17 protein-coding genes are annotated in these 18,910 nt (G+C 58.9%); 9 read left to right on the forward strand and 8 right to left on the reverse strand.

Annotated features, from left to right (window positions below):
• Nucleotides 1-163: 163 nt before the first annotated feature.
• Nucleotides 164-529 (reverse strand): hypothetical protein, encoded by a 366-nt coding sequence (locus LAP85_18495; GenBank protein ID MBZ5498392.1) that lies wholly within the window; start codon nt 527-529, stop codon nt 164-166.
• Between the two features lie 281 nt (nt 530-810).
• On the opposite strand from LAP85_18495, the gene LAP85_18500 reads away from it, so the two are divergent.
• The 4 genes from LAP85_18500 to bamD all read left to right on the forward strand — a co-directional run bounded on the left by LAP85_18500 (nt 811) and on the right by bamD (nt 5,640).
• Nucleotides 811-1,158: a hypothetical protein gene (locus tag LAP85_18500; GenBank protein ID MBZ5498393.1), complete on the forward strand. Its 348-nt coding sequence runs from the start codon at nt 811-813 to the stop codon at nt 1,156-1,158.
• Nucleotides 1,159-2,096: 938 nt separating this feature from the next.
• The gene (locus tag LAP85_18505) at nt 2,097-3,455 is read left to right on the forward strand and encodes a sigma-54 dependent transcriptional regulator (protein ID MBZ5498394.1); all 1,359 of its coding nucleotides are present in this window, start codon (nt 2,097-2,099) and stop codon (nt 3,453-3,455) included.
• A gap of 45 nt (nt 3,456-3,500) precedes the next feature.
• The gene (locus tag LAP85_18510) at nt 3,501-5,006 is read left to right on the forward strand and encodes a HAMP domain-containing protein (protein ID MBZ5498395.1); all 1,506 of its coding nucleotides are present in this window, start codon (nt 3,501-3,503) and stop codon (nt 5,004-5,006) included.
• A gap of 28 nt (nt 5,007-5,034) precedes the next feature.
• Complete coding sequence (gene bamD / locus LAP85_18515; protein ID MBZ5498396.1) at nt 5,035-5,640, forward strand: outer membrane protein assembly factor BamD; 606 nt, start codon at nt 5,035-5,037, stop codon at nt 5,638-5,640.
• Between the two features lie 71 nt (nt 5,641-5,711).
• Here bamD and LAP85_18520 read toward each other — a convergent pair whose 3' ends face one another.
• Both LAP85_18520 and LAP85_18525 read right to left on the reverse strand, forming a co-directional pair.
• Nucleotides 5,712-5,996 (reverse strand): hypothetical protein, encoded by a 285-nt coding sequence (locus LAP85_18520; GenBank protein MBZ5498397.1) that lies wholly within the window; start codon nt 5,994-5,996, stop codon nt 5,712-5,714.
• A gap of 279 nt (nt 5,997-6,275) precedes the next feature.
• Complete coding sequence (locus tag LAP85_18525; protein MBZ5498398.1) at nt 6,276-6,929, reverse strand: response regulator transcription factor; 654 nt, start codon at nt 6,927-6,929, stop codon at nt 6,276-6,278.
• 848 nt (nt 6,930-7,777) lie between these two features.
• On the opposite strand from LAP85_18525, the gene LAP85_18530 reads away from it, so the two are divergent.
• Nucleotides 7,778-9,505 carry a tetratricopeptide repeat protein gene (locus LAP85_18530; GenBank protein MBZ5498399.1) on the forward strand — a complete coding sequence of 576 codons (1,728 nt, stop codon included), beginning with the start codon at nt 7,778-7,780 and terminating at the stop codon, nt 9,503-9,505.
• Here LAP85_18530 and ggt read toward each other — a convergent pair.
• Nucleotides 9,425-11,149, reverse strand: a complete 1,725-nt coding sequence (gene ggt / locus LAP85_18535; GenBank protein ID MBZ5498400.1) for a gamma-glutamyltransferase — start codon at nt 11,147-11,149, stop codon at nt 9,425-9,427. The two genes, LAP85_18530 and ggt, sit on opposite strands and share 81 nt — an antisense overlap.
• Before the next feature lie 594 nt (nt 11,150-11,743).
• Nucleotides 11,744-12,259, reverse strand: coding sequence for a nitroreductase family protein (locus tag LAP85_18540; protein ID MBZ5498401.1), 516 nt, complete (start codon nt 12,257-12,259; stop codon nt 11,744-11,746).
• A 367-nt stretch (nt 12,260-12,626) separates the two neighbouring features.
• On the opposite strand from LAP85_18540, the gene galT reads away from it, so the two are divergent.
• The 3 genes from galT (at nt 12,627) to LAP85_18555 (ending at nt 15,921) form a co-directional block, all read left to right on the forward strand.
• The gene (galT, locus tag LAP85_18545; GenBank protein ID MBZ5498402.1) at nt 12,627-13,625 is read left to right on the forward strand and encodes a galactose-1-phosphate uridylyltransferase; all 999 of its coding nucleotides are present in this window, start codon (nt 12,627-12,629) and stop codon (nt 13,623-13,625) included.
• 171 nt (nt 13,626-13,796) lie between these two features.
• The gene (locus LAP85_18550; protein MBZ5498403.1) at nt 13,797-14,369 is read left to right on the forward strand and encodes a sigma-70 family RNA polymerase sigma factor; all 573 of its coding nucleotides are present in this window, start codon (nt 13,797-13,799) and stop codon (nt 14,367-14,369) included.
• Between the two features lies 1 nt (nt 14,370).
• Nucleotides 14,371-15,921: a serine/threonine protein kinase gene (locus tag LAP85_18555; protein ID MBZ5498404.1), complete on the forward strand. Its 1,551-nt coding sequence runs from the start codon at nt 14,371-14,373 to the stop codon at nt 15,919-15,921.
• 36 nt (nt 15,922-15,957) lie between these two features.
• Here LAP85_18555 and LAP85_18560 read toward each other — a convergent pair whose 3' ends face one another.
• Genes LAP85_18560 through LAP85_18570 form a run of 3 tightly spaced genes read right to left on the reverse strand, consistent with a single transcriptional unit; the run spans nt 15,958 to nt 18,007 of the window.
• Nucleotides 15,958-16,809, reverse strand: coding sequence for a hypothetical protein (locus LAP85_18560; protein ID MBZ5498405.1), 852 nt, complete (start codon nt 16,807-16,809; stop codon nt 15,958-15,960).
• Nucleotides 16,806-17,312, reverse strand: coding sequence for a GtrA family protein (locus LAP85_18565; GenBank protein ID MBZ5498406.1), 507 nt, complete (start codon nt 17,310-17,312; stop codon nt 16,806-16,808). The genes LAP85_18560 and LAP85_18565 overlap by 4 nt, the downstream gene beginning before the upstream one ends.
• Nucleotides 17,313-17,326: 14 nt before the next feature.
• Nucleotides 17,327-18,007, reverse strand: coding sequence for a CDP-alcohol phosphatidyltransferase family protein (locus tag LAP85_18570; protein MBZ5498407.1), 681 nt, complete (start codon nt 18,005-18,007; stop codon nt 17,327-17,329).
• A 463-nt stretch (nt 18,008-18,470) separates the two neighbouring features.
• On the opposite strand from LAP85_18570, the gene LAP85_18575 reads away from it, so the two are divergent.
• Nucleotides 18,471-18,899 carry an ester cyclase gene (locus LAP85_18575; protein ID MBZ5498408.1) on the forward strand — a complete coding sequence of 143 codons (429 nt, stop codon included), beginning with the start codon at nt 18,471-18,473 and terminating at the stop codon, nt 18,897-18,899.
• The last annotated feature ends 11 nt before the right edge of the window (nt 18,900-18,910 follow it).

The raw sequence follows: 18,910 nt of genomic DNA on the forward strand, positions 1-18,910 counted from the left end.
ATGTTCGTTTGAGCATAATCGTGGTCGGTCCGCCCTTCAACAACGGAACAAGGAACCATCTCGAAAAATTGCACTCCCGGCTCTGGACAATGCTGGGGAATGCTCTGCACCCAAAATCGGGTGCAGACCAACTATAAGGACCGCTTCGATCTTCCCGCCGAAATCAAGGCCCTGTTGGACAAAAAACAGGGATTTCAGAATGAGCATTGAACCCGGCTTCGGAACTACAGCTTGAAGTGGAGCGCACAACGCCGTAAGTTGCAGGACCGGGAATTTCCGGCGAGATCAGAATCTCAACGGCGCGGCCGATGTGGGGCGCCCTCTGCTCCACCTCCGGGGGCAGCACCTGAAGGCGATGCGCCTTGCGGCGTAATAGCCTCAGTTTCAGCAGCCCGAGCGCCAGCCAGCCGACCCGGATCGCGCAGCCTGCAGCGAGTATGAGCAGCAGGGCCTGCCGGGAGATTGAGGCCCAGTCCGTGGCCGGCGCACGCGAGGATCCCGGCATGGGCGCTACGGTCCCGCCAGTCACGGGCGTCTCAATCGCAGCCACCTTAGCACAGGGGATCGAAGGCGCTTGTCGCGGCGCGAGCAGCGGAATCAACAGACAGGAGAGGAGGGACGCGGGCGGCCCGACCACGCTCGACAAAGTCTATTTTCGAGGCAGGAACCGAATCGAAAACCGCAAGTCAGGGAGAAATTCCCTGATTTGCACTCTCCGCATGGGTGGATGAATCACGAAAGCCTTGGCTGGCTTGGCCCCGCCGTTTCACGCGGTTGGCACGGCCGTTGCATGGGTATGGCCAGGAGCGCGTGCCGCTGCATAGGCGGCATTATCGGCATTTAGATGTTTTTCTGAAGATCACATTGGACGCCATCCAGGATTCGAGTGGGAGCTGGGACCGCGTCAGCACCACCAAGATCTCGGTTGTGAGTCAAAGCCATGAGAAACAAAACGGCGCCCTCATCGGGGGCGGCGCAGCGGTGGGAGCCGTCATTGGAGCGATCGCGGGCGGCGGCAAGGGTGCTGCAATCGGCGCGGCATCCGGGGCTGATGCCGGAACGGCTGGGGCCTATGCTGCCGGCAGGAAGAATGCAGCCTTTTCTGCGGAAAAGGTGCTGAAATTCCGGACCACCAGCGAAATTGCGCCGAATCAATAGGGTTCGCGCCCCGCCCGCCGGCGACCGCGGTTGGCCCGGGGGGACCAATCTTACATCGGTGAGTGGGGCGCTCCATTTTGGCCTGCCGGGATTCGGGCCCGGCGAGTCTTTTAGCCCGCCCGGAGTTATTTCCGGGTGCCGGCCGGCGCTGGAGCGCGGCACCGGCCCAACGCAGCGGAGCCTCAACTCCGCCCGTATCGCAAATATTGTTGTTTGTTCAGGCTTATAAGTGCAGCTCGGGTCAGGAATGCATTGCATGTCTGCCAGCGAAGGCACAGCAAATTCTGCAATACCATCCACGATCAGATTCGCATCACCGCTCGACCGCTCGCCCATCTGCCTGGAAATGGAAAGGTCTAAGTCCGCAATACCTGTAACTGTGAAGTAATGAAAGGAGCAGCAGGATGGCAACGGCAACGAGAATCCAATTGGTTTCACCTCTCCGGGTCACTCAAGCCAAGGTCGATTATCAGCAAAGATGCCGCTGTGGGCACTACCGATACGAGCACCATCCGTCATTCGGTTGTATGCAATGGGACGAAAGACGCCAGAAAGGGTGGTGCGATTGCGACGGCTTCGCCGTCCGAAAGATGTTTGCCTACTAAGAGATCGTGACGTCCCCCTGTGCCCCGGATCGTGTCCGCACAATCAGGGGAGCGGGGGGACATCCAAATTTGTAGAGCGGGGAAATTTTCCCGCAAATTGACCTTCTCCCGCACTCGGCTCACGGGTATACTAGGCATTCACAGGGGGGCTTGCGATCACACATGCCCGACTCGGAGCCATGAGACCTCAAAAAGCACCCGCCAGAACACTGCAGCAGAAACCTGATTCCCTGACGCCCATGCTGGCGTCTGCAAATCCATGGCCGAACGGAGAATTCGCGTGACAGCCTGCGCTGGCGTGATGTTTCCTGCAACTGAATACAGGTAGTCGGCATGATCAACCGTAAGACGAAGATAATGGTGGTGGATGACGAAGAGGCCATGAGAGAAGTCCTGGAGATGCGTCTGCAGGGATGGGGCTTCGACGTGCGCAGCGCCTGCGACGGCCTCGAGGCTCAGGATTTGGCGCTGAGCTACGATCCCGACATTATTATCTCTGATGTGGTGATGCCGGAGCTTTCGGGACTGGACCTGCTGCGCTCCCTCAAGGCGGATCGTGCCGACCGTCCGGTCGTGCTGGTGACCGCGCAGGGCAGCATCGACCTGGCGGTAGAAGCCATGAAACAGGGTGCGCAGGACTTCGTCACAAAGCCTCTGGATTATGGCAAATTACGGGCCATCCTGCAGGTTGCGGAGAATGACCTGGAACTCCGACGCAAATCCCAGCGCCTCCTTTCCCAGCTGGATCAGGGCGGCTTCGGCAATTTCGTCGGCAGCAGCAAAGCCATGCGCGAAGTCTACAGTCTCATCCAGAGCCTGAGTTCTACGGATGCGTCCGTCATCATCACCGGGGAGAGCGGCACCGGCAAAGAGCTCGCGGCACGCACGATTCATCAGATGAGCAGCCGCTCGACGGGACCGTTCATCGCCGTGAACGCCGCGGCGATTCCGGAGAACCTCATGGAGAGTGAAATTCTCGGCCATGAGAAAGGCGCTTTTACCGGAGCCATCGGATTGCGCGCGGGCTGCTTCGAGTTGGCGAACCGGGGAACGTTGTTTCTGGACGAAATCGCGGAAATGCCCCTGGCGCTCCAACCCAAGCTGCTGCGTGTGATCGAGGATCGCCGGGTGCGCCGTGTGGGCGGCAGCCACGAGTTTTCCGTCGACGTGCGCGTGATCGCCGCCACCAACAAGCATCCCTGGGCTGCTGTGGAAGGCGGCCGGCTGCGCGAGGATTTGTACTATCGGCTCAATGTTTTCACCATCGCGCTGCCCCAGCTGCGCGAGCGCAAGGGGGACATTGCGTTGCTGGCACATTACTTCATGCGCGAGTTCAACCGGAAACATGATACCAGGGTCGAAGGGCTGCGCGAGGAGGCGGTCGAGCTGCTCAAAGCCTACCCATGGCCTGGCAACGTGCGGGAGTTGAAGAATGTCATGGAGCGGGCCGTCATCCTGGCGCGCGGCAAGTGGATCGAGAGCAGTCATCTTCCTGCGTATGTCGTGACGCCTCACGCCGGCTCCGGCGCGAAGATCGTGCTTCCCATCGGCGTCACGGCCGCTGAGGCCGAGAAGGAGCTGATCCTGAAGACCCTGGAGAACACAGGCCAGAACAAGGCGGAGGCAGCACGTCAGCTGGGCATCGACGTGAAGACCATCCGCAACAAGCTCAAGTTTTATGGGCTCGAGTAGCGCACCGGAGATCTCAGATCCCGGCAGAAACGCTGGCGTCCGATAATGAAGATATCCACAAAGATCATTTCGGGTTACGGGATTCTCATCACCCTGATGGCGGGACTGCTGGGCTACCAGGTCTTCACCATTCACCGGATGCAGAAGATCATCAAGAATATTAAGGAAGTCAACTTCGACGCCGCCTATAACGCGCTGGAAATGAGACGCGACATCGATCTGGTGGAGGAGTTTACGAAAAAGTCGTTCGCCTCGGATGATCCGGGCTACCGGGACCGGCTCCAGGAATATTGCACCAACTTCGAGACCGACCTGGATAATTCAAATTCCGCGAGGCTTTTCCGTGCCTGGTCGACCTTTACAACGGAGCTCTCGCGCCAGCAGCTTGCACTGCAATCCCAGGAAACTCTGGGCGTGCCCGGTGTCCTGGTCGATCAGCTGGAGCAGTTGAAAAACGAGATCCGCAGCGCCTACCAGGAGGCCATGAACGGGATCAACGCCGAAGTCAGCGTCTTCCTGCGCACCAGCAGATTGGCCGAAACCATTTCCTGGATCGTGGCGGCGGTCGCGCTGCTGTTGAGCGCCCTGGTCTCCCTGCTGATCGTCCAGTCCATCTCGGCGCCGCTGAAGCAGCTCACGCAAGGCACTCGTGCGATCACGGAAGGAAAATTCTTCTACCGTCTGGACACGACCCGGCGCGACGAGTTCGGGCAGCTCGCCAAGGATTTCAACACCATGACCCACCGCCTGAACGAGCTTGATCAGATGAAAAAGGACTTCGTGGCGCACGTATCCCACGAGCTGAAAGTGCCGTTGGCGTCCATGCAGGAAACGATCCAGCTTCTGCTCGAGCAGCTCCCCGGCCCGCTGGGCGACAAACAGCGGCGCCTGCTTGAACTCAACCTCGCGAGCGGGCAGCGGCTCTCCGCCATGATCGGCAACCTCCTCGATCTCTCGCGCATGGAAGCGGGAGTGCTGGAGTACGAACTGAAAAGCAACGATCTGGCCGGTCTGGCCCGGACTGCGGCAGCAGAGCTGCAGCCTGTTGCGGGCGAAAGGGATCTGACACTGGAACTTGAAGTCCCCGAACAACCCCTGATGGTAGAATGTGACGGGGATCGGATCCTGCAGATCATCAGGAATCTGCTGGGCAATGCAGTCAAGTTTTCCCCGAGGGGCAAAGCGATCCGCGTGCGCGTGGCGCGGGCGCCTCAAATTCCGGCTGGAATGCCGGAGTTCTGGCGCGGGAAAGTCCTATTCCCTGCCGACGGGAAGGAATTCGCGCTGGTGACCGTCGCGGATTCCGGCCCGGGCGTGCCCGATCAGCACAAGAAAAAGATCTTCGAGAAGTTTCATCAAGTAAAGCAGGGGAAGAAGATACCGGGTCAGGGTGCAGGCCTCGGCTTGGCGATCTCCCGCACCATCGCCGAGGCGCACCGCGGTGCGCTCTGGGTCGAAGACAATCCTGAGGGGGGCAGCATTTTCTATCTTATGATTCCCCCGGGGGAAAGCGGCGGCGAAGTTACGTACCGGGCATCATCACCGATCTGAGAATTACGGAATGGTCTGAGCTGAGCGGATGAAAACGAAGAGTCTGGCCCTGTCAATCCTGGCAATTTCCATGTGGGTATCCGCTTGCCACAAGAAACCGGTAGGTCCGCTTGCTACTCCTCCTCCGGTGTTGCAGCCGGTGCCGGTTTCCCCGCCGCCGGTCCCGGTGCCGGCGACCTGGCCCGAGCTGCCGCTGCCGCCTTCACGGCTTCCCGCTCCACCCGAACCGCCACTCCCAAGGAGCTTCCGCGATGGAGAGGCAAGTTTCCAGAGCGGCAAGTATGCGGAAGCGATCCGTTTCTATGAAAGATATCTCCGGGAAGATCCCGTCATCCAGTATAAGGACGTAGCCATGTTCAGGCTGGGGATATTGTACACGCTCTCATGCTCGTCTCCCGAGTGCCGAGCCAAGTCGCTGGAGAAGTCCGAAGAGCAGTTCAAGCGCCTCGTCTCCCAGTTTCCGCGAAGCCCTTACAGCGCGGAAGCCCGGTTCATCCTCAGCTTGCAGACGGAAATCGAAAAGATGAAAACAGAGGCCAAGACGCGGGAAGAAAAGATTAAGAAACTCACGGACGAACTCGATCGCCTGAAAAAAATCGACCTCGAACGCCAACCATCGCGGATTAAGAAATAATCGCTGACCGGGAATCTCTCCAGGCAGGCGCGCCACTGCATAGATTTGATGGGGATATGGGCGGGACGAAGTCAGGCCGACTTTCCGAGCAGTTCCTCCGCAGCCATTGAGCCGCCCTGCCGCGCACGATGCGGCTTAAGCTCCGGAAAAAGCTCTTCGTCCGCCGATTTGTCAAACAACTCCTGCGCCGCCCGGGCTTCCCCATCAAAAGCGGCGTTCTGCCCCATCGCGGCACAGAGGCCCCGATTTACGCCCCGCGCCGGCCGCAGTTCCCTGATCGCGTCGATGAGAACAATGATGAGCAGGCCCGCCAGCCATCCCAGTATTTCCCAAGTTGTGATACGCCCATCCAGCATGGTGCTCCCCTGCTGAAATCAAGTCCGCATTTGCACCCTGAGAGGCAGGTTCTGCGTCAGTTCTTAACCCGTCGGAGTCTCAGGATAGTTGTGCCCCGGCTGCGGGGACGACCCCAATCAACAAAGCAAACACTGTGCCGGAAGGGTCCCGATAGCCTAATCTGCTTGAATGCAGTCAATTAGTTGAATCTGAGGAGCGCGGGGTCGATAGAGGCCAGGGTTCCGAGCGGGAGATTTTCCCTGAAAATTCGAGGAATGAGGCCACGGGCGATATCCAAATCAGGATTCGAGAGAGGTGAGTCCTTCGCGGATTGCATACTTGGTAAGCTCGGCGACGCTGTGGATGTTTGATTTTTCCATGATTTTCTGACGGTGCGCTTCGACGGTCTTGACGCTCAGTTCCAGGGAATAGGCAATCTCCTTGGTGGTCTTTCCTTCGGCCATGAGCTGAAGCACCTCCCTCTCCCTGGCAGTCAGCACGGAAAAGACGGAAGCCTCCGCCATGGGAAGTTTGCTCAAATAGTCGTTGAGCACGACGTGAGTGATGTGCGGGCTCAGGTAGATCTGGTCGGCAGCCACAGTATGGATGGCATTGGCAAGTTCCTCGAAGGCACATTCCTTGAGGAGATAGCCCGAAGCGCCTACCTTGAATACTTCTTTGACAAACCGGCTGTCTGAATGCATTGACAATGTGATGATCTTCACTCGGGGGGTGTCGGCCACCACTTGCCTGGCGGCCTCTATGCCGTTGAGGTCCGGCATGCTGATATCCATGATCACAACGTCGGGCAATAGCTCCTTGACGAGGCGCACGGCGGTTCTGCCGTCGGCTGCTTCGGCCACGACTTCCATGTCCGGCTGCTTCTCGATCAAAGCGCGCAAGCCGTCCCGCACAATTTTGTGATCGTCCGCCAGGAGAATCTTGATACTCATTTAGATCCCTCCCTTGCTGAAAATTCTTTTTGCCTGAGCAGCGCGACCAGCGTCGCGCTGGTTCCGCTGCCGGACTTTGAGGCAACCGGGAGCCGGCCACCGAGACCGTGCAATCCCTCGCGGATACTGAAGAGGCCGAAACCGCCGGCTCGACCCGGCCGACTGCTGCTGATATCGAATCCTACACCGTCATCCACCACATTCACAAGGATTTCGCCGTCCTGTTTGCATGTGGAGTCCCGACTTGGCCGGCCGGCGCATTTCGAATTCGTGCATGCCCCGCTGACTGAGCACCAGGCCGCTTATCGGAATCATGCGGGTTGCTGTGTACCCGGCATCCATCTTGGCATATTGATAGTAGACGACTGCAGATGCTGCCAGCAGAATCGTGGCCCAATCCATCCATGCTCAGTGCGCCCGCTGTTGAGACGCTCATCCGCTCGTCACCCAATTTACTAGTCTGGCACCTCAAAACCTTGTCGTTCAACGGAAGCGGCTTCGACGTGCGGCTGCTTGCTGTCGCGCTCCCCTCAGAAATTGTGCGGACCCCATGCCCATTTTTCTCCGCGAGATCGACAGCAGGCGCCGTCGGCTGGTCGTCTCCCCGCCTGATCGCACCATCCGGTCCGCGCACGCTGCCTCAGAAGCCGGAGATTTCCGATAAATCTTTTCCTTTGTAAAAGCATGACCTGTGTCATAATACACGCCGCCGCGCATACGCGCTTCCTGCCAGGCATACTTGGATGAGGAATCCGGATTTCCTCCTTGGGAGGAGCGGCCCCAGCGTGATGGGAAGCGAGCGTGGCTGAAATTTCTAAAACATTAACCCAATTATGTAGACGGTCGCGATGAAATCACTAACTAGCAGGTCATTATTTGGATTCGGTCTTCTCCTTTCAATCCTGTTCCTGACCGGGACGATTTTCGCTGCTGCCACCAACACGCTGAACGTCAAGTGCGTGGATGACTCGGGCAAAGCCCTTGTCGGGGCCAAAGTGCAGATCATGGCGTTCGGCACCGGCGGAAAATTCAAGGACGCGAAAGCAGACGCCACCGGAATAGCACATTACGAGAAGCTCGAGGATGGCGCCTATCGGGTCGTGGTGCGACCGGAGGGCCTCGCACCGGGTCTGTATGAGCCGGTCTTCCTCAAAAACAGCGCGCAGGAAAACATCACGGTCAAGTGTCCGGTAGGGGATCCTCTGAAGAAGTTCTATTGGGAGGATGATGCGCTGAATGCCAAAGCGTTCGAATTGCTGAAGCAGGCAGTAGGCTTGCTGAACGAGCAGAAATATGCAGAAGCGGAGAAGCTGTTCCGTGACTCTCTCGACATGAGTCCGTCGAATCCCGACGCGCTTTTCTACTACGCTGTGAATCTGGCCCAGGAAAAGAAGTGGGATCTCGCCAAGGAGAGTTTTCAGAAATCCTATGACATGGCCACCGCGCTCGTGATGGGCACACCGCCGCCGCCCAAGGATCCCAAAGGCACGCCGCCCGCGCCGAGCCCCTTTGCGACAGTTCAAAACAACGCCAAGACCATGCTTACCATGCTGCCGGGCCTGAAGCTGAAGGTCGAAGGCAACGATGAATTGACCCAAAAGAACTACAAGCTGGCAATCACCAAATTTGAAGAAGCAGTAAAGTTGATCCCCACGGATCCCGACGCTTTCTACGGCCTGGCGCTCTCGCTGGGATACGACAAGCAGTGGGATGCTGCCGGAAAGGCAGCCGACAAGGCGATCGCACTCAGGCCTGAGGATAAGGGCTATCTGGACCTGAAGAAGCGCCTTGGCGACAATGCCGTCTTGGAGAAGGCTAAGGCGGTCGCCGATCAGGGGGATACCATGTATAACAGTAAGGACTATGCCGGCGCCCTCAAGAAATATGAAGAGGCGCTGCCGCTGCTCCCTGATCCTGCGTTGCAGGCAAGCGTCTGGGTCCAGATCGGCAGATCACGCACTCAGCTCAAACAGGCAGACGCCGCTGTGGAAGCCTATAATCGCGCCATACAACTGGCGCCGCCGCAGGATGCGCCCAAATACAAGCAGGCCCTGGCCGACCACTACAAGATAGTGGCGGAGCAATACCTCAATGACAAGCAGTACGATCAGGCCTTTGCCGCTTATGCTCAGGCCGGCATTCCCATTTTCAAGCTCGGCCAGGATTGGGCCAAGAAGCCCGAGACCGAAGATCTGGCCATTATGGCCTTCCAACAGGTGATAAAAACCGAACCTCTGATTCCCGAGGCCTACTTCGAGCTGGGTTCATTGTATTACTTCAACAAGAAGGACTATGCCAAGGCCAAGGAGTATCTCACCAAGTACCTGCAGGCGGGAAAGGACGACAAGACCCTCGAAAATGCCCGCAATATCCTGCAGGTAATAGAGAAGAAGAAGCAAGTCAACCGGCGACATCAAATATCAACGCTGAGGGCGCAGAGAAAGGACTCTTTTCTGCGCCCTCTGCGTTTAGATTCTATGCTGCTCGCGACCGGGTTAGCGCGATGCCTTCGAATCGGAACTGCGCCTGTCATTGATGCCGTAAGCCACCCGGCTCACCGGGTCGACAAGTATTGAATTCCCGTCGCCCTGTCTTCCCTGCATCCTGACGTTGTGCCCCATACCCTTTAGCCGCGCCGCCACATCCGCAGGAATCGCCCCTTCCTCGAATGTGGTTTCGTCGGGGAGCCACTGATGGTGCATCCGCGCGGAGTCGACCGCCTCGCGGCCGTTCATGCCGAATTCCAGGACGCCCAGAACAATGCTGAGAACCGTGTTGATAATGGTCCGCCCGCCGGGCGAGCCGGTGATCAGCACGACCTTGCCGTCGCGCGTCACAATGGTTGGTGTCATGGAGCTCAACATGCGCTTTTCAGGGACGATCAGGTTGGCTTGGGTGCCGATGTCGCCGGTGACGTTGGTTTCGCCGGGCTTCTTATTGAAGTCGCCCATTTCGTTGTTGAGCAGAAAGCCAGCACCTTTGACCACCACCCTGGAACCGTAGCCCCCTTCCAACGTGAAGGTGTTGGAAACAGCCATGCCGTCTTTGTCGATTACGCAGAAGTGGGTCGTTTCGTCGCTCTCCCCAGGCTGGGCCCTGGTCACGATATCCTTGCCGAGCTCGACGCTGCTTGATGCCCTGGCGGGATTAATCGTCGCGGCCAGATCCTTCGCATATTTCTTCGAAGTAAGTTTTGCCACCGGAACCCGCACGAAGTCCGGATCCCCTAGAAACCGCGCCCGGTCGAGATAGGCCCGGCGCATCGCCTCGATCATCAGGTGCAGAGTCTCCGGGGCAAAGCGTCCGTTCCTCTTCAGGTCGAAGTTTTCCAGGATATTGAGCATCTCGATCAGCCCGACGCCTCCCGAAGAGGGGGGCGGCATGCAGATAAGCGCGTAACCGCGATAGCGGCCGGTCACAGGCGTGCGTATCTTTGCCTTGTACGCGGCCAGGTCTGCTTTCGTGATCAATCCGCCGTTGGCCTTCATGTCTTCAGCGACCCGGTCTGCAATCCAACCCTTATAAAAGACATCGGCGCCTTTGTCGGCTATGGCGGCCAACGTTTTTGCGAGGTCTTTCAGGACGATGCGGTCGCCCTCGGTCCACTTCCCTCCGCCGGGCTTGCCGTAGGCCTCGACCGACGAGGGGTATCTGCCCATGACGCCGCCGAGCTGCCGGTTGAGCTCATTCGCCAGGCCCCGCGGCATGACGAATCCATCTCCTGCCAGTTGCACGGCTGGGGCGACGACATCTTTCCAGGGAAGCTTGCCGTAGCGTTTGTGGGCGAGTTCGAGGCCGCGCACGGTGCCCGGCACTCCCGGAGCCAGATACCCTTCGTTTGTGAGTTTGCGGTCGATCTTGCCTTGTGCGTCCAGGTACATATCCGGCTTGGATTTCAACGGCGCCTTTTCACGATAATCAAAGGCAACGGCTTTCCCCGAAACCTCGCGAACAATCATGAATCCGCCACCACCGATATTCCCCGCCGCGGGATGGGTAACCGCCAGAGCAAACGCGGTCGCAACCGCGGCATCCACAGCGTTGCCGCCCTTGTGAAGGATAGCGGCACCCACATCGGAAGCAAATGACGAGGTCGATACGACCACTCCGGTCGTCGACGGCACTCCCAAATCGGGAACAGGATTCACACCGGTTTGGGCCATGCCGAGGAAGCCTGTGCACAATAGGATCGGAATCAGAATCCGATAGATTGGTTTCATAAGAAATCTCTCCATGGGTGATGACGCCTTCCAGAATAAGAGCATCCTGCAGGGCAAGCAAGAAGAAAGGGGCGCATCCTCTGTGGTTCAGACGCGGGGGAAATAACCAGTCACCCATGACATGAATGACATAAACAGAGGGCAAAATTGCCGAGGGCAAGAATGGGGCAGGGAAATGCGTAGCAAGCGCGTTCTGGACGCCGCCGGCATGGTGGTAGCGCCGGGCTTCATCGATATGCTGGGGCAATCCGAGATCTGAGACAATCCGCGACCTGGCGACGTTCGAGAATCCGAACCGGCTTGCCGAGGGCATGCACTATGTGCTGGTCAACGGAGTGCCCGTCATCGACGGCACCAAGATGACCGATGCGCTTCCCGGAAAAGTCCTGCGCGGTCCCGGCTACGGCAGATAGCAGAAACGGAGCAGCCCCGCGCGCGTGAAAGCCAGCTCGAGCTTCAATGGCTCAGCGCTGAGGCCGCGAAGGGCAGCAGAGAGCAAAGAGCATCTTAACCACAATCCCGAACTCTCCGCACGCTCTGCTGCCCTCCGCAGCCTCTGCGTCAGTCTCCTGCCTTTCTCCATTCTCCGGCAATTTATAGTTCGTGGACCAGATCCTCGATGGCGCGGCGCGAGGTCGGTTCCGGCTTCTCTGCCGGATACCCGATCGGCAAAATCGCCACGGGTATGATCTCCTCTGAGGCGCGGATTGCGCGCCGCACTTCATCGTCGTGGAAGGCGCCGACCCACACTGTGGCCAGCCCAAGGGCGGTGGCGGCAAGCATCGCATAGGTGCACGCGATGGTGGCGTCCTGCGTAGCATAGAGCTGCGTGCCTCGCCGTCCATATTTTGGAGCCGCGCGTGCCGGCCGGGCACAGAACACCAGTGACACAGGTGCTCCGGCTACGAATTCCTGCCCCAGAGAGGCACGGGCCAGTGCCTTGCGGTCCGATGCCCCCCTCACGACGAAGATCTCGTAGGCCTGCAAATTCCCGGCCGATGGCGCCTGGTTGGCCGTATGGACTATTCTGCGCAACTTCTCCTCTTCCGGTGCCCGTTCGGTAAACGCCCGGATCGACCGTCTTGCCTCCACTACATCAAAGAATTCCATTTCCGGATTGGTCTCCCATTCTCTTCGAACAGCCACGAATCGATATAGACAGCCCAGCCGTCCCAACGGATGAGCGCCGATATTTTAAAGCATTTTCCCTCTCTTCGCTTACAATAGCTGCGAAGCATGCGATTTCCACAAGATGCTCGTGGAGAAACACCGCTCCTGAAGGAAGCATTCCGGTATGATCCATCAGCATTGAAGAAATGCCTGCCATGAATTACGTCGAGCGGCGAGAGTGCAACCAAGGCTGGATAAGCAAGGTTCGATGACCGACCGGACGCCGAAGAACTTTCTTGGCATCCTGGCGCCTGGGCATTTTCTCTGCTTGTCCATATGGATCTAATTCTTCCCGGAGGGCACAGCCATGCCGGAAATCCGCCAGAACATCATCACGCGCCAATGGGTCATTATCGCAACTGAGCGCGCACGACGCCCGGACCAGTTCAGGAGCGCAGAGGGCCCCCGTAAAGACCTGCCACAGCATGATCCCACCTGCCCGTTTTGTCCCGGCAATGAAGCCATGACGCCGGCCGAAACCTACCGTTTCCCGCAAACCGGTTCCTGGCAGGTCCGCGTATTCCCGAACAAATTCGCCGCCCTCTCCTCCGAAGGGGAACTCATACGGAATACTGACGGCCTGAAGCGGACCATCTCCGGAGTAGGCGTGCATGAGGTCATTGTTGAGAGCCCAATACATAATGTTGCGCTGGCGCTCATGACCGATGCCGAGGTTGAGAGGATCCTCGCGGCATGTCTCGATCGCTATAACAGGGTGTTTGCGGACCGGCGGGTGGAGGCAGTCACGCTGTTCAAGAACCACGGTGCAGCGGCCGGCACTTCGCTGGTTCACCCTCACTTGCAGCTCATCGGAACTCCGGTGATCCCCACCGTGGTACGGGAACGTCTCGAATGGGCGCTCCGTTTTTACGACGATAACGGCGCCTGCATTTTTTGCGCCACGTTGAACGACGAACTGCGGGATCAGAAACGAGTGGTGGCCGAGAACAAGCACTTTGTCGCGTTCATCCCGTTTGCGGCGCTCTCGCCCTTTCATTTGTGGATCTACCCGCGCCGGCATTCTGCCTCGTTCGGATCCATCTCGGCAGATGAAATTGCGAGTTTCGCCCGCATCCTGCGGACAGTTCAGCGCAAGCTCTATTTCGGCCTGAATGACCCGGACTTCAACCTGGTGATGCGCACGGCACCGCGTGAGTCGAACCACATTCGTTACTATCACTGGTATATGAGCGTGCTGCCGCGCATAACCAAGGCAGCGGGATTCGAGCTGGGTTCGGGCATGTTCATCAATGTGAGCCGGCCTGAAGATTCGGCAGCCTTTTTGCGCGGCGTGCCCGACGATTAAGGCCGGCGTGAGACCATACCACCGCTGAAACCGCCGCGCTCTTTGCATCAGCAACCATTTGACGCATCACCGCGGTCCTGGCGTATAATCTCGGTGCCACGCCGCCCGTTCGTGGGGGGCAGTTCGCTCACAGGACATGAGCCCGTTGTTTCGTCTTTTTGCTGAACCATGATGAAGTCAGGTGCGCCGGATTCCAAGGACAGGACGACCGGAAAAAGTAAAACTTCCGACCGGCGAGCCGTCTCCAAACTCATGCCCGCCGTCTATGACGAACTCCGAAGGCTGGCTCGTCATTATCTCAGGCGGGAACGGCCGGGGCAATCGCTGCAGGCAACCGCGCTCGTCAACGAAGCCTATTTGAGATTGAAGAAGGACAAACGGCAGCCGTGGCAGGACCGCACCCATTTTCTCGCCATCGCAGCCACCTCCATGCGCCAGATTCTCGTGGAACGGGCGCGTGCGCGCAACGCCGCCAAGCGCGGAGGTGCGCAGATCCGGATTACTCTGGACGAAGCGGTTGCAGCCGGCGGAGAGAAATCGATCGACTTCCTGGCGCTCGACGAGGCGCTGACCCGGCTGTCTGCGATGGATCCTGAGCAGGCGCGCATCGTCGAGCTTCGCTTTTTCGCCGGCCTGAGCATCGAGGAATCCGCGGAAGCCCTGGAGATTTCTCCGGCCACCGTGAAGCGGGGTTGGAGCATGGCGAAGGCATGGCTCAAGCGCGAGATGCGAGAGGAAGACTGACGTGAAGCCGGAACGCTGGCAGCAGCTCAAAGATGTGTTCAACAGGGCACTCGAACTGGATCCTGCGCATCGGGCGGCGTTCCTTGACGCAGCGTGCGCAGGCGACGGCGCGCTGCGCACGGAGGTTGAGTCCCTGCTCGCCAGCCACGAGGATGCGGACAGTTTCCTGGAACAGCCCGCTGTCGAGACCGCAGCAGGACTGATCAAGAGCGATTCGGGTGACGCGCTGATCGGCCGCAGGCTGGGGCCTTACGCGGTTACAAAAAAACTCGGCCAGGGCGGCATGGGTGTTGTCTATCTTGCTGAAGACACGCGCCTGGGGCGTCCCGTGGCCATCAAGGCCCTGACACCCCAGCATACCTGCGACGCCGAGCACCGCGAGCGCCTGCGGCGGGAAGCCAGAGTTGCTGCGACCCTTTCACATCCGGCGATTGCCACCGTGTACGCGCTCGAGGAATACGGCGGCAACCTCTACATCATCTGCGAGTATGTGCGTGGTCGTACGCTCTTCGAGGAACTGGCCCTGGGTCTGCTCGCACCATCGCTCCTGCTCTATACCGCCACCGAGGTAGCACGCGCGCTGGCAGCCGCCCACGAACAGGGCATCATTCATCGCGATCTCAAGCCGGAAAACGTGATGATAACCCCGGAAGGCGCTATCAAGATCCTGGATTTCGGACTGGCCCGGTTTCAGGCCAGCCGTCACCAGGACTCGACCTTGGCAAGCAGGTTGACCGGCGCCGGCACCTTTCTGGGCACTCCCGCGTACTCCTCCCCCGAGCAACTGCTCGGCCTGGATGTCGATTTCCGCACCGACATTTTCTCCTTTGGGGTCATGTTGTACGAAATGGCATCCGGCAAGCATCCATTCGCGGCCACTGATTCCATAACGACAATCGCACGAATCCTCGAAGCAGAACCCGTCGCGCTTGCGCGCGTCCGGCCCCTGGTACCCCCCGAGCTGGATCAGATCGTGCGCCGCTGCCTCCACAAGATCCCGGGACAGCGCTATGGCGCGACACGCGAACTCGTAGCCGACCTGGAGCGGCTCAAGAGTGCCGACGCTTCATCGCAAACACCCTCGCAGCCGGACCAGGAGCAAGCCGCAGTCCCCGTTCGCACTCCGCGGCTGCGCCCGCTCTGGTGGTGGCAGTTTCATCAAGCCTGGGTCGGCTGCATGTATTATGGGATGTTGTATCCGATGTGGAGGGTGAAAGTATGGACGCCCGGCAGCTGGGGACCGCTGTTTTTCTTCATGTCCGTAGCGGCGGTGGGAGTTGCGGCCAACCTGCGCTTCTATCTCTGGTTTGCGTCGGCATTTTACCCCGCCGAGCTTGTCGATCTGCGCCGGCACATTTCCCGGTGGATTCGCGTTGCCGACATCCTCTTTGTCTCACTGCTCCTGATAGGCGGCATTGCAATTCATGGCGCCCACGAGGTGTGGGCCACGTTGATCTTCGGTGTCGCCGTCGGCAGCATGGGAGGTTTCCTGCTCATCGAACCCACCACTACGCGCGCGGCCTTCGCGGCCGAAGACAAGACCGCTAAATGAGATTCGCTCGTGCTTCGTGCCAGCGTGCAGGCAGAGTCATTCAAGTGGGCGGGCGCGGGCCAGACGCCCGCGCATGGAACCAAGCGTGCGCTGCATTGACTCGCGCGCAGTGCTGTCGATCAAGGGACGGATCACGGGCTCCAGCAGGGCCGGGACGGCCCGGCTGAGGGTGATGGACTCACACTCGACTATAATCCCGCCCCGCACCTGCTCGTAGCGCCAATAGGAGTTCAACCGCCACAGAAAGCCCCGGTCTTGTCCCTCCGGCTTTTCGCGCTCCCTCTCGGAATTCGGCATTTCCAGCTCGGCAATTCTCGTTGCCACGCTTGTGCTTGACGCCCGGTTCTTCCCGTACCGGTGTACCTGCACGATATGCTCGGTGTTGTAAACCACCGTGATGAACTTGGAGCGTTGCAGCTTGAGAAATATCCGGACCGAGTCGGGCCCGCGTTCCAGGACACTCGAGCGCAGGACATCTTCCTGGCAGGTGTCCTCCACTGCCGGATTCGTTACCCGCGAAAGAACATCCCCAAGATCCGCCCCGGGAATGAACACGCTCCCACGCCAGTGGTGAATCATGCCCCCCAGAACGAGGATCTTCTCCCCCGCTTGATCCACCGTTTCCATCCTCTTCACGGGTATATCGCCTGCAAGTACGGCCTTCCGCTCGGACAACGCCTCAATGCCAGGCTGGAAATCGAGCGCCAGAAATCCCCTGTTGGACTTCAGCTCATCGGCGATTCGCCGCTCGGTCGCCTTTACATACGCGGTCCAGGCTTTCAGGGTCGCAGGTTGCAGCTCGGTTGCCGGCACCACGACCGGCAACATCAGAAATGCTCCGAAAAAAAGGATCGCGCGTAACATGAGACGCATTGCCTGGCTGTTCATGGCTCCTCCTTGGGTAGCGGTCGAGTAGATGAGGGTCGAACCTTCCGGATAAGAGCGCCTGACTTCCTCGATGCCCCGCGGAACACCCATCGGTCGCTGATAACGTAGTTCAGAATCGCACAGACCACGATTGCCAGCGAGTTGGCCGCGATATAGTTAATCAGGAGGGTATCGAGAAAGACGCGCATAAAGATGAGGTTTCCCACGATGGACAACACACCGTTTGTGAGATTAAAGTTCAGGAATCTCCGGCATGCGCCTGTCCAGCCCGGATCGCCGCGATCGGCCCAGGTCCAGTGCTCATGCCAGAAGAAGTTGTGAATCACAGCCGCTTCCACCGCCAGGGCGGTGGCAGGCACATAGTTCCATCCGAGCCAGCCCATAAGGAGGGCCAGTGTGCCCAATTGCACCAGGAAACCCATGGCTCCTACCGCATTGAATACCAGCCAGCGGCGCAGCGATGCCGGCATTTCCCGGGACGCTTCGGAACTGCGACGCAGCAACAGCGAATCTCCTGTCATCGTGGTAAGGGTTCCGCCCTGTAAAGGGCCATGGTGTTCCGAATCGCCGACACGGTCAGTGCCAAGGCCATTCCTATGATGGATACGATTCCCCCGACATCGAACAGCAGAAAACGCCCGGCAGGGCCCAGCCCGACCGTCGGGTCATGAAGGAGATAGAGAGTGCCGATGGCGAGAATAATGCGCAACTCCGTCGGGCCGAGTCGCAGAAAATCCATGCGGAACACTCCACGCACATGCGTTGCCAGATAGACTTCCGCTTCCACCATCATGAAGGCGGTGAGCATCCCGAGTGCCACCAGAGGGCTCATGAAACCGGAGAGGGCCAGCCCGCCAAGGAGAAAGAAAGTGCCGACCAGGTCGACCACATGATCTACATAAAAGCCGTACCGGGGTCTCTGCCTGTTGCGCACCCGCGCCAGCGTGCCGTCGAGGCTGTCTCCAAACCAGTTCACGGCGAGCGCACAGACCACCAGGAGCAAAGCGAACCGATTCCAGCTGGCTGCCCAGTAGGCAGCGCCGGCCAGAAGCATGGCGCACAGCCCGAGCAATGTCAGGTGGTCGGAATTTACCCGGTTCGGCATGCGCTCTGCCAGATACCCCAGCACTCGGCGTTCCGCCGCGGCCAGAAGGCTGGCCTGTTCTCGGACATGCATCTGATTTGCTTGGATTTGCATCGTTTCTCCTTTCTCCGGGGATGAACAACCCGAAAACGAGTGAGCTCTGCAGTTCGGGCACATCCACGTCTGACTGGTAATGTGAAATTGAGGCCCAAAACGGCTCATCCAGTCTGCAATCTGAGTGTGGACATATCCTCGTCTCATACCAGGGAATCCCCGAGTTCTCGGCCCTCGCTCCTTCTGGCTCGCCTCTTGAGCGTAATCACACGCCCTCCGATTCGGCCAAGGCCGCCCGGGTCGCAATCCGCTATCAAAGACCAACCCGGCGCAATATAATGAGCTAACGGCTATCGCAATTACGCGCTGCCCGAAGTGCGCGGCTTGGAGAGTACCCCATGATCGGCAAGACCACCTCAGGGGGAGCAACCTTCGCACACTGAACCTAGTCCAACGCTTCCTTCGGATCTCCGAGAAATTTCGGGCAGCATCGAATCGGCACGCAGGATCGGTGGAGGGCTTGGTGGTGACACGTGAAGAGATCAGCGCAGTTCTGGGGGAGTGGCTGGAAGCGTGGAAGAGCCGTGACGCAGTAAGCCTCGCGGCTAAATACTCCGAAGATGGCGTCTATACCAGCATGTTGGCAGACACGATCCGGGGGCGCCAGGCGATCGAATCCCTGTATCGTAGCTGGTTCTCCGCTTTCCCCGACATGGTCTTCGAAGTCGAGAGCCTGGTCATCGAAGGGGAGCGAGCAGCAATCCTCTGGTCGCAACGGGGCAGGCATCTGGGGGATTTCTGCGGGCTGGCGGGAACGGGCCGGAGCTTCCTGCTGCATGGCGTTTTCTTCATGGCTCTCAATGAAGGTCAGATCATAAGCATGCGAAGCATTTATGACTTTACCGGTCTCCTCTTGCAGGTCGGAGTCCTGAAAGCGAAGCCGGCAATGTAAAACCGGGCGGG

It is taken from the genome of Terriglobia bacterium, from assembly GCA_020072565.1.
In the GTDB taxonomy this organism is placed as follows: domain Bacteria; phylum Acidobacteriota; class UBA6911; order UBA6911; family UBA6911; genus JAFNAG01.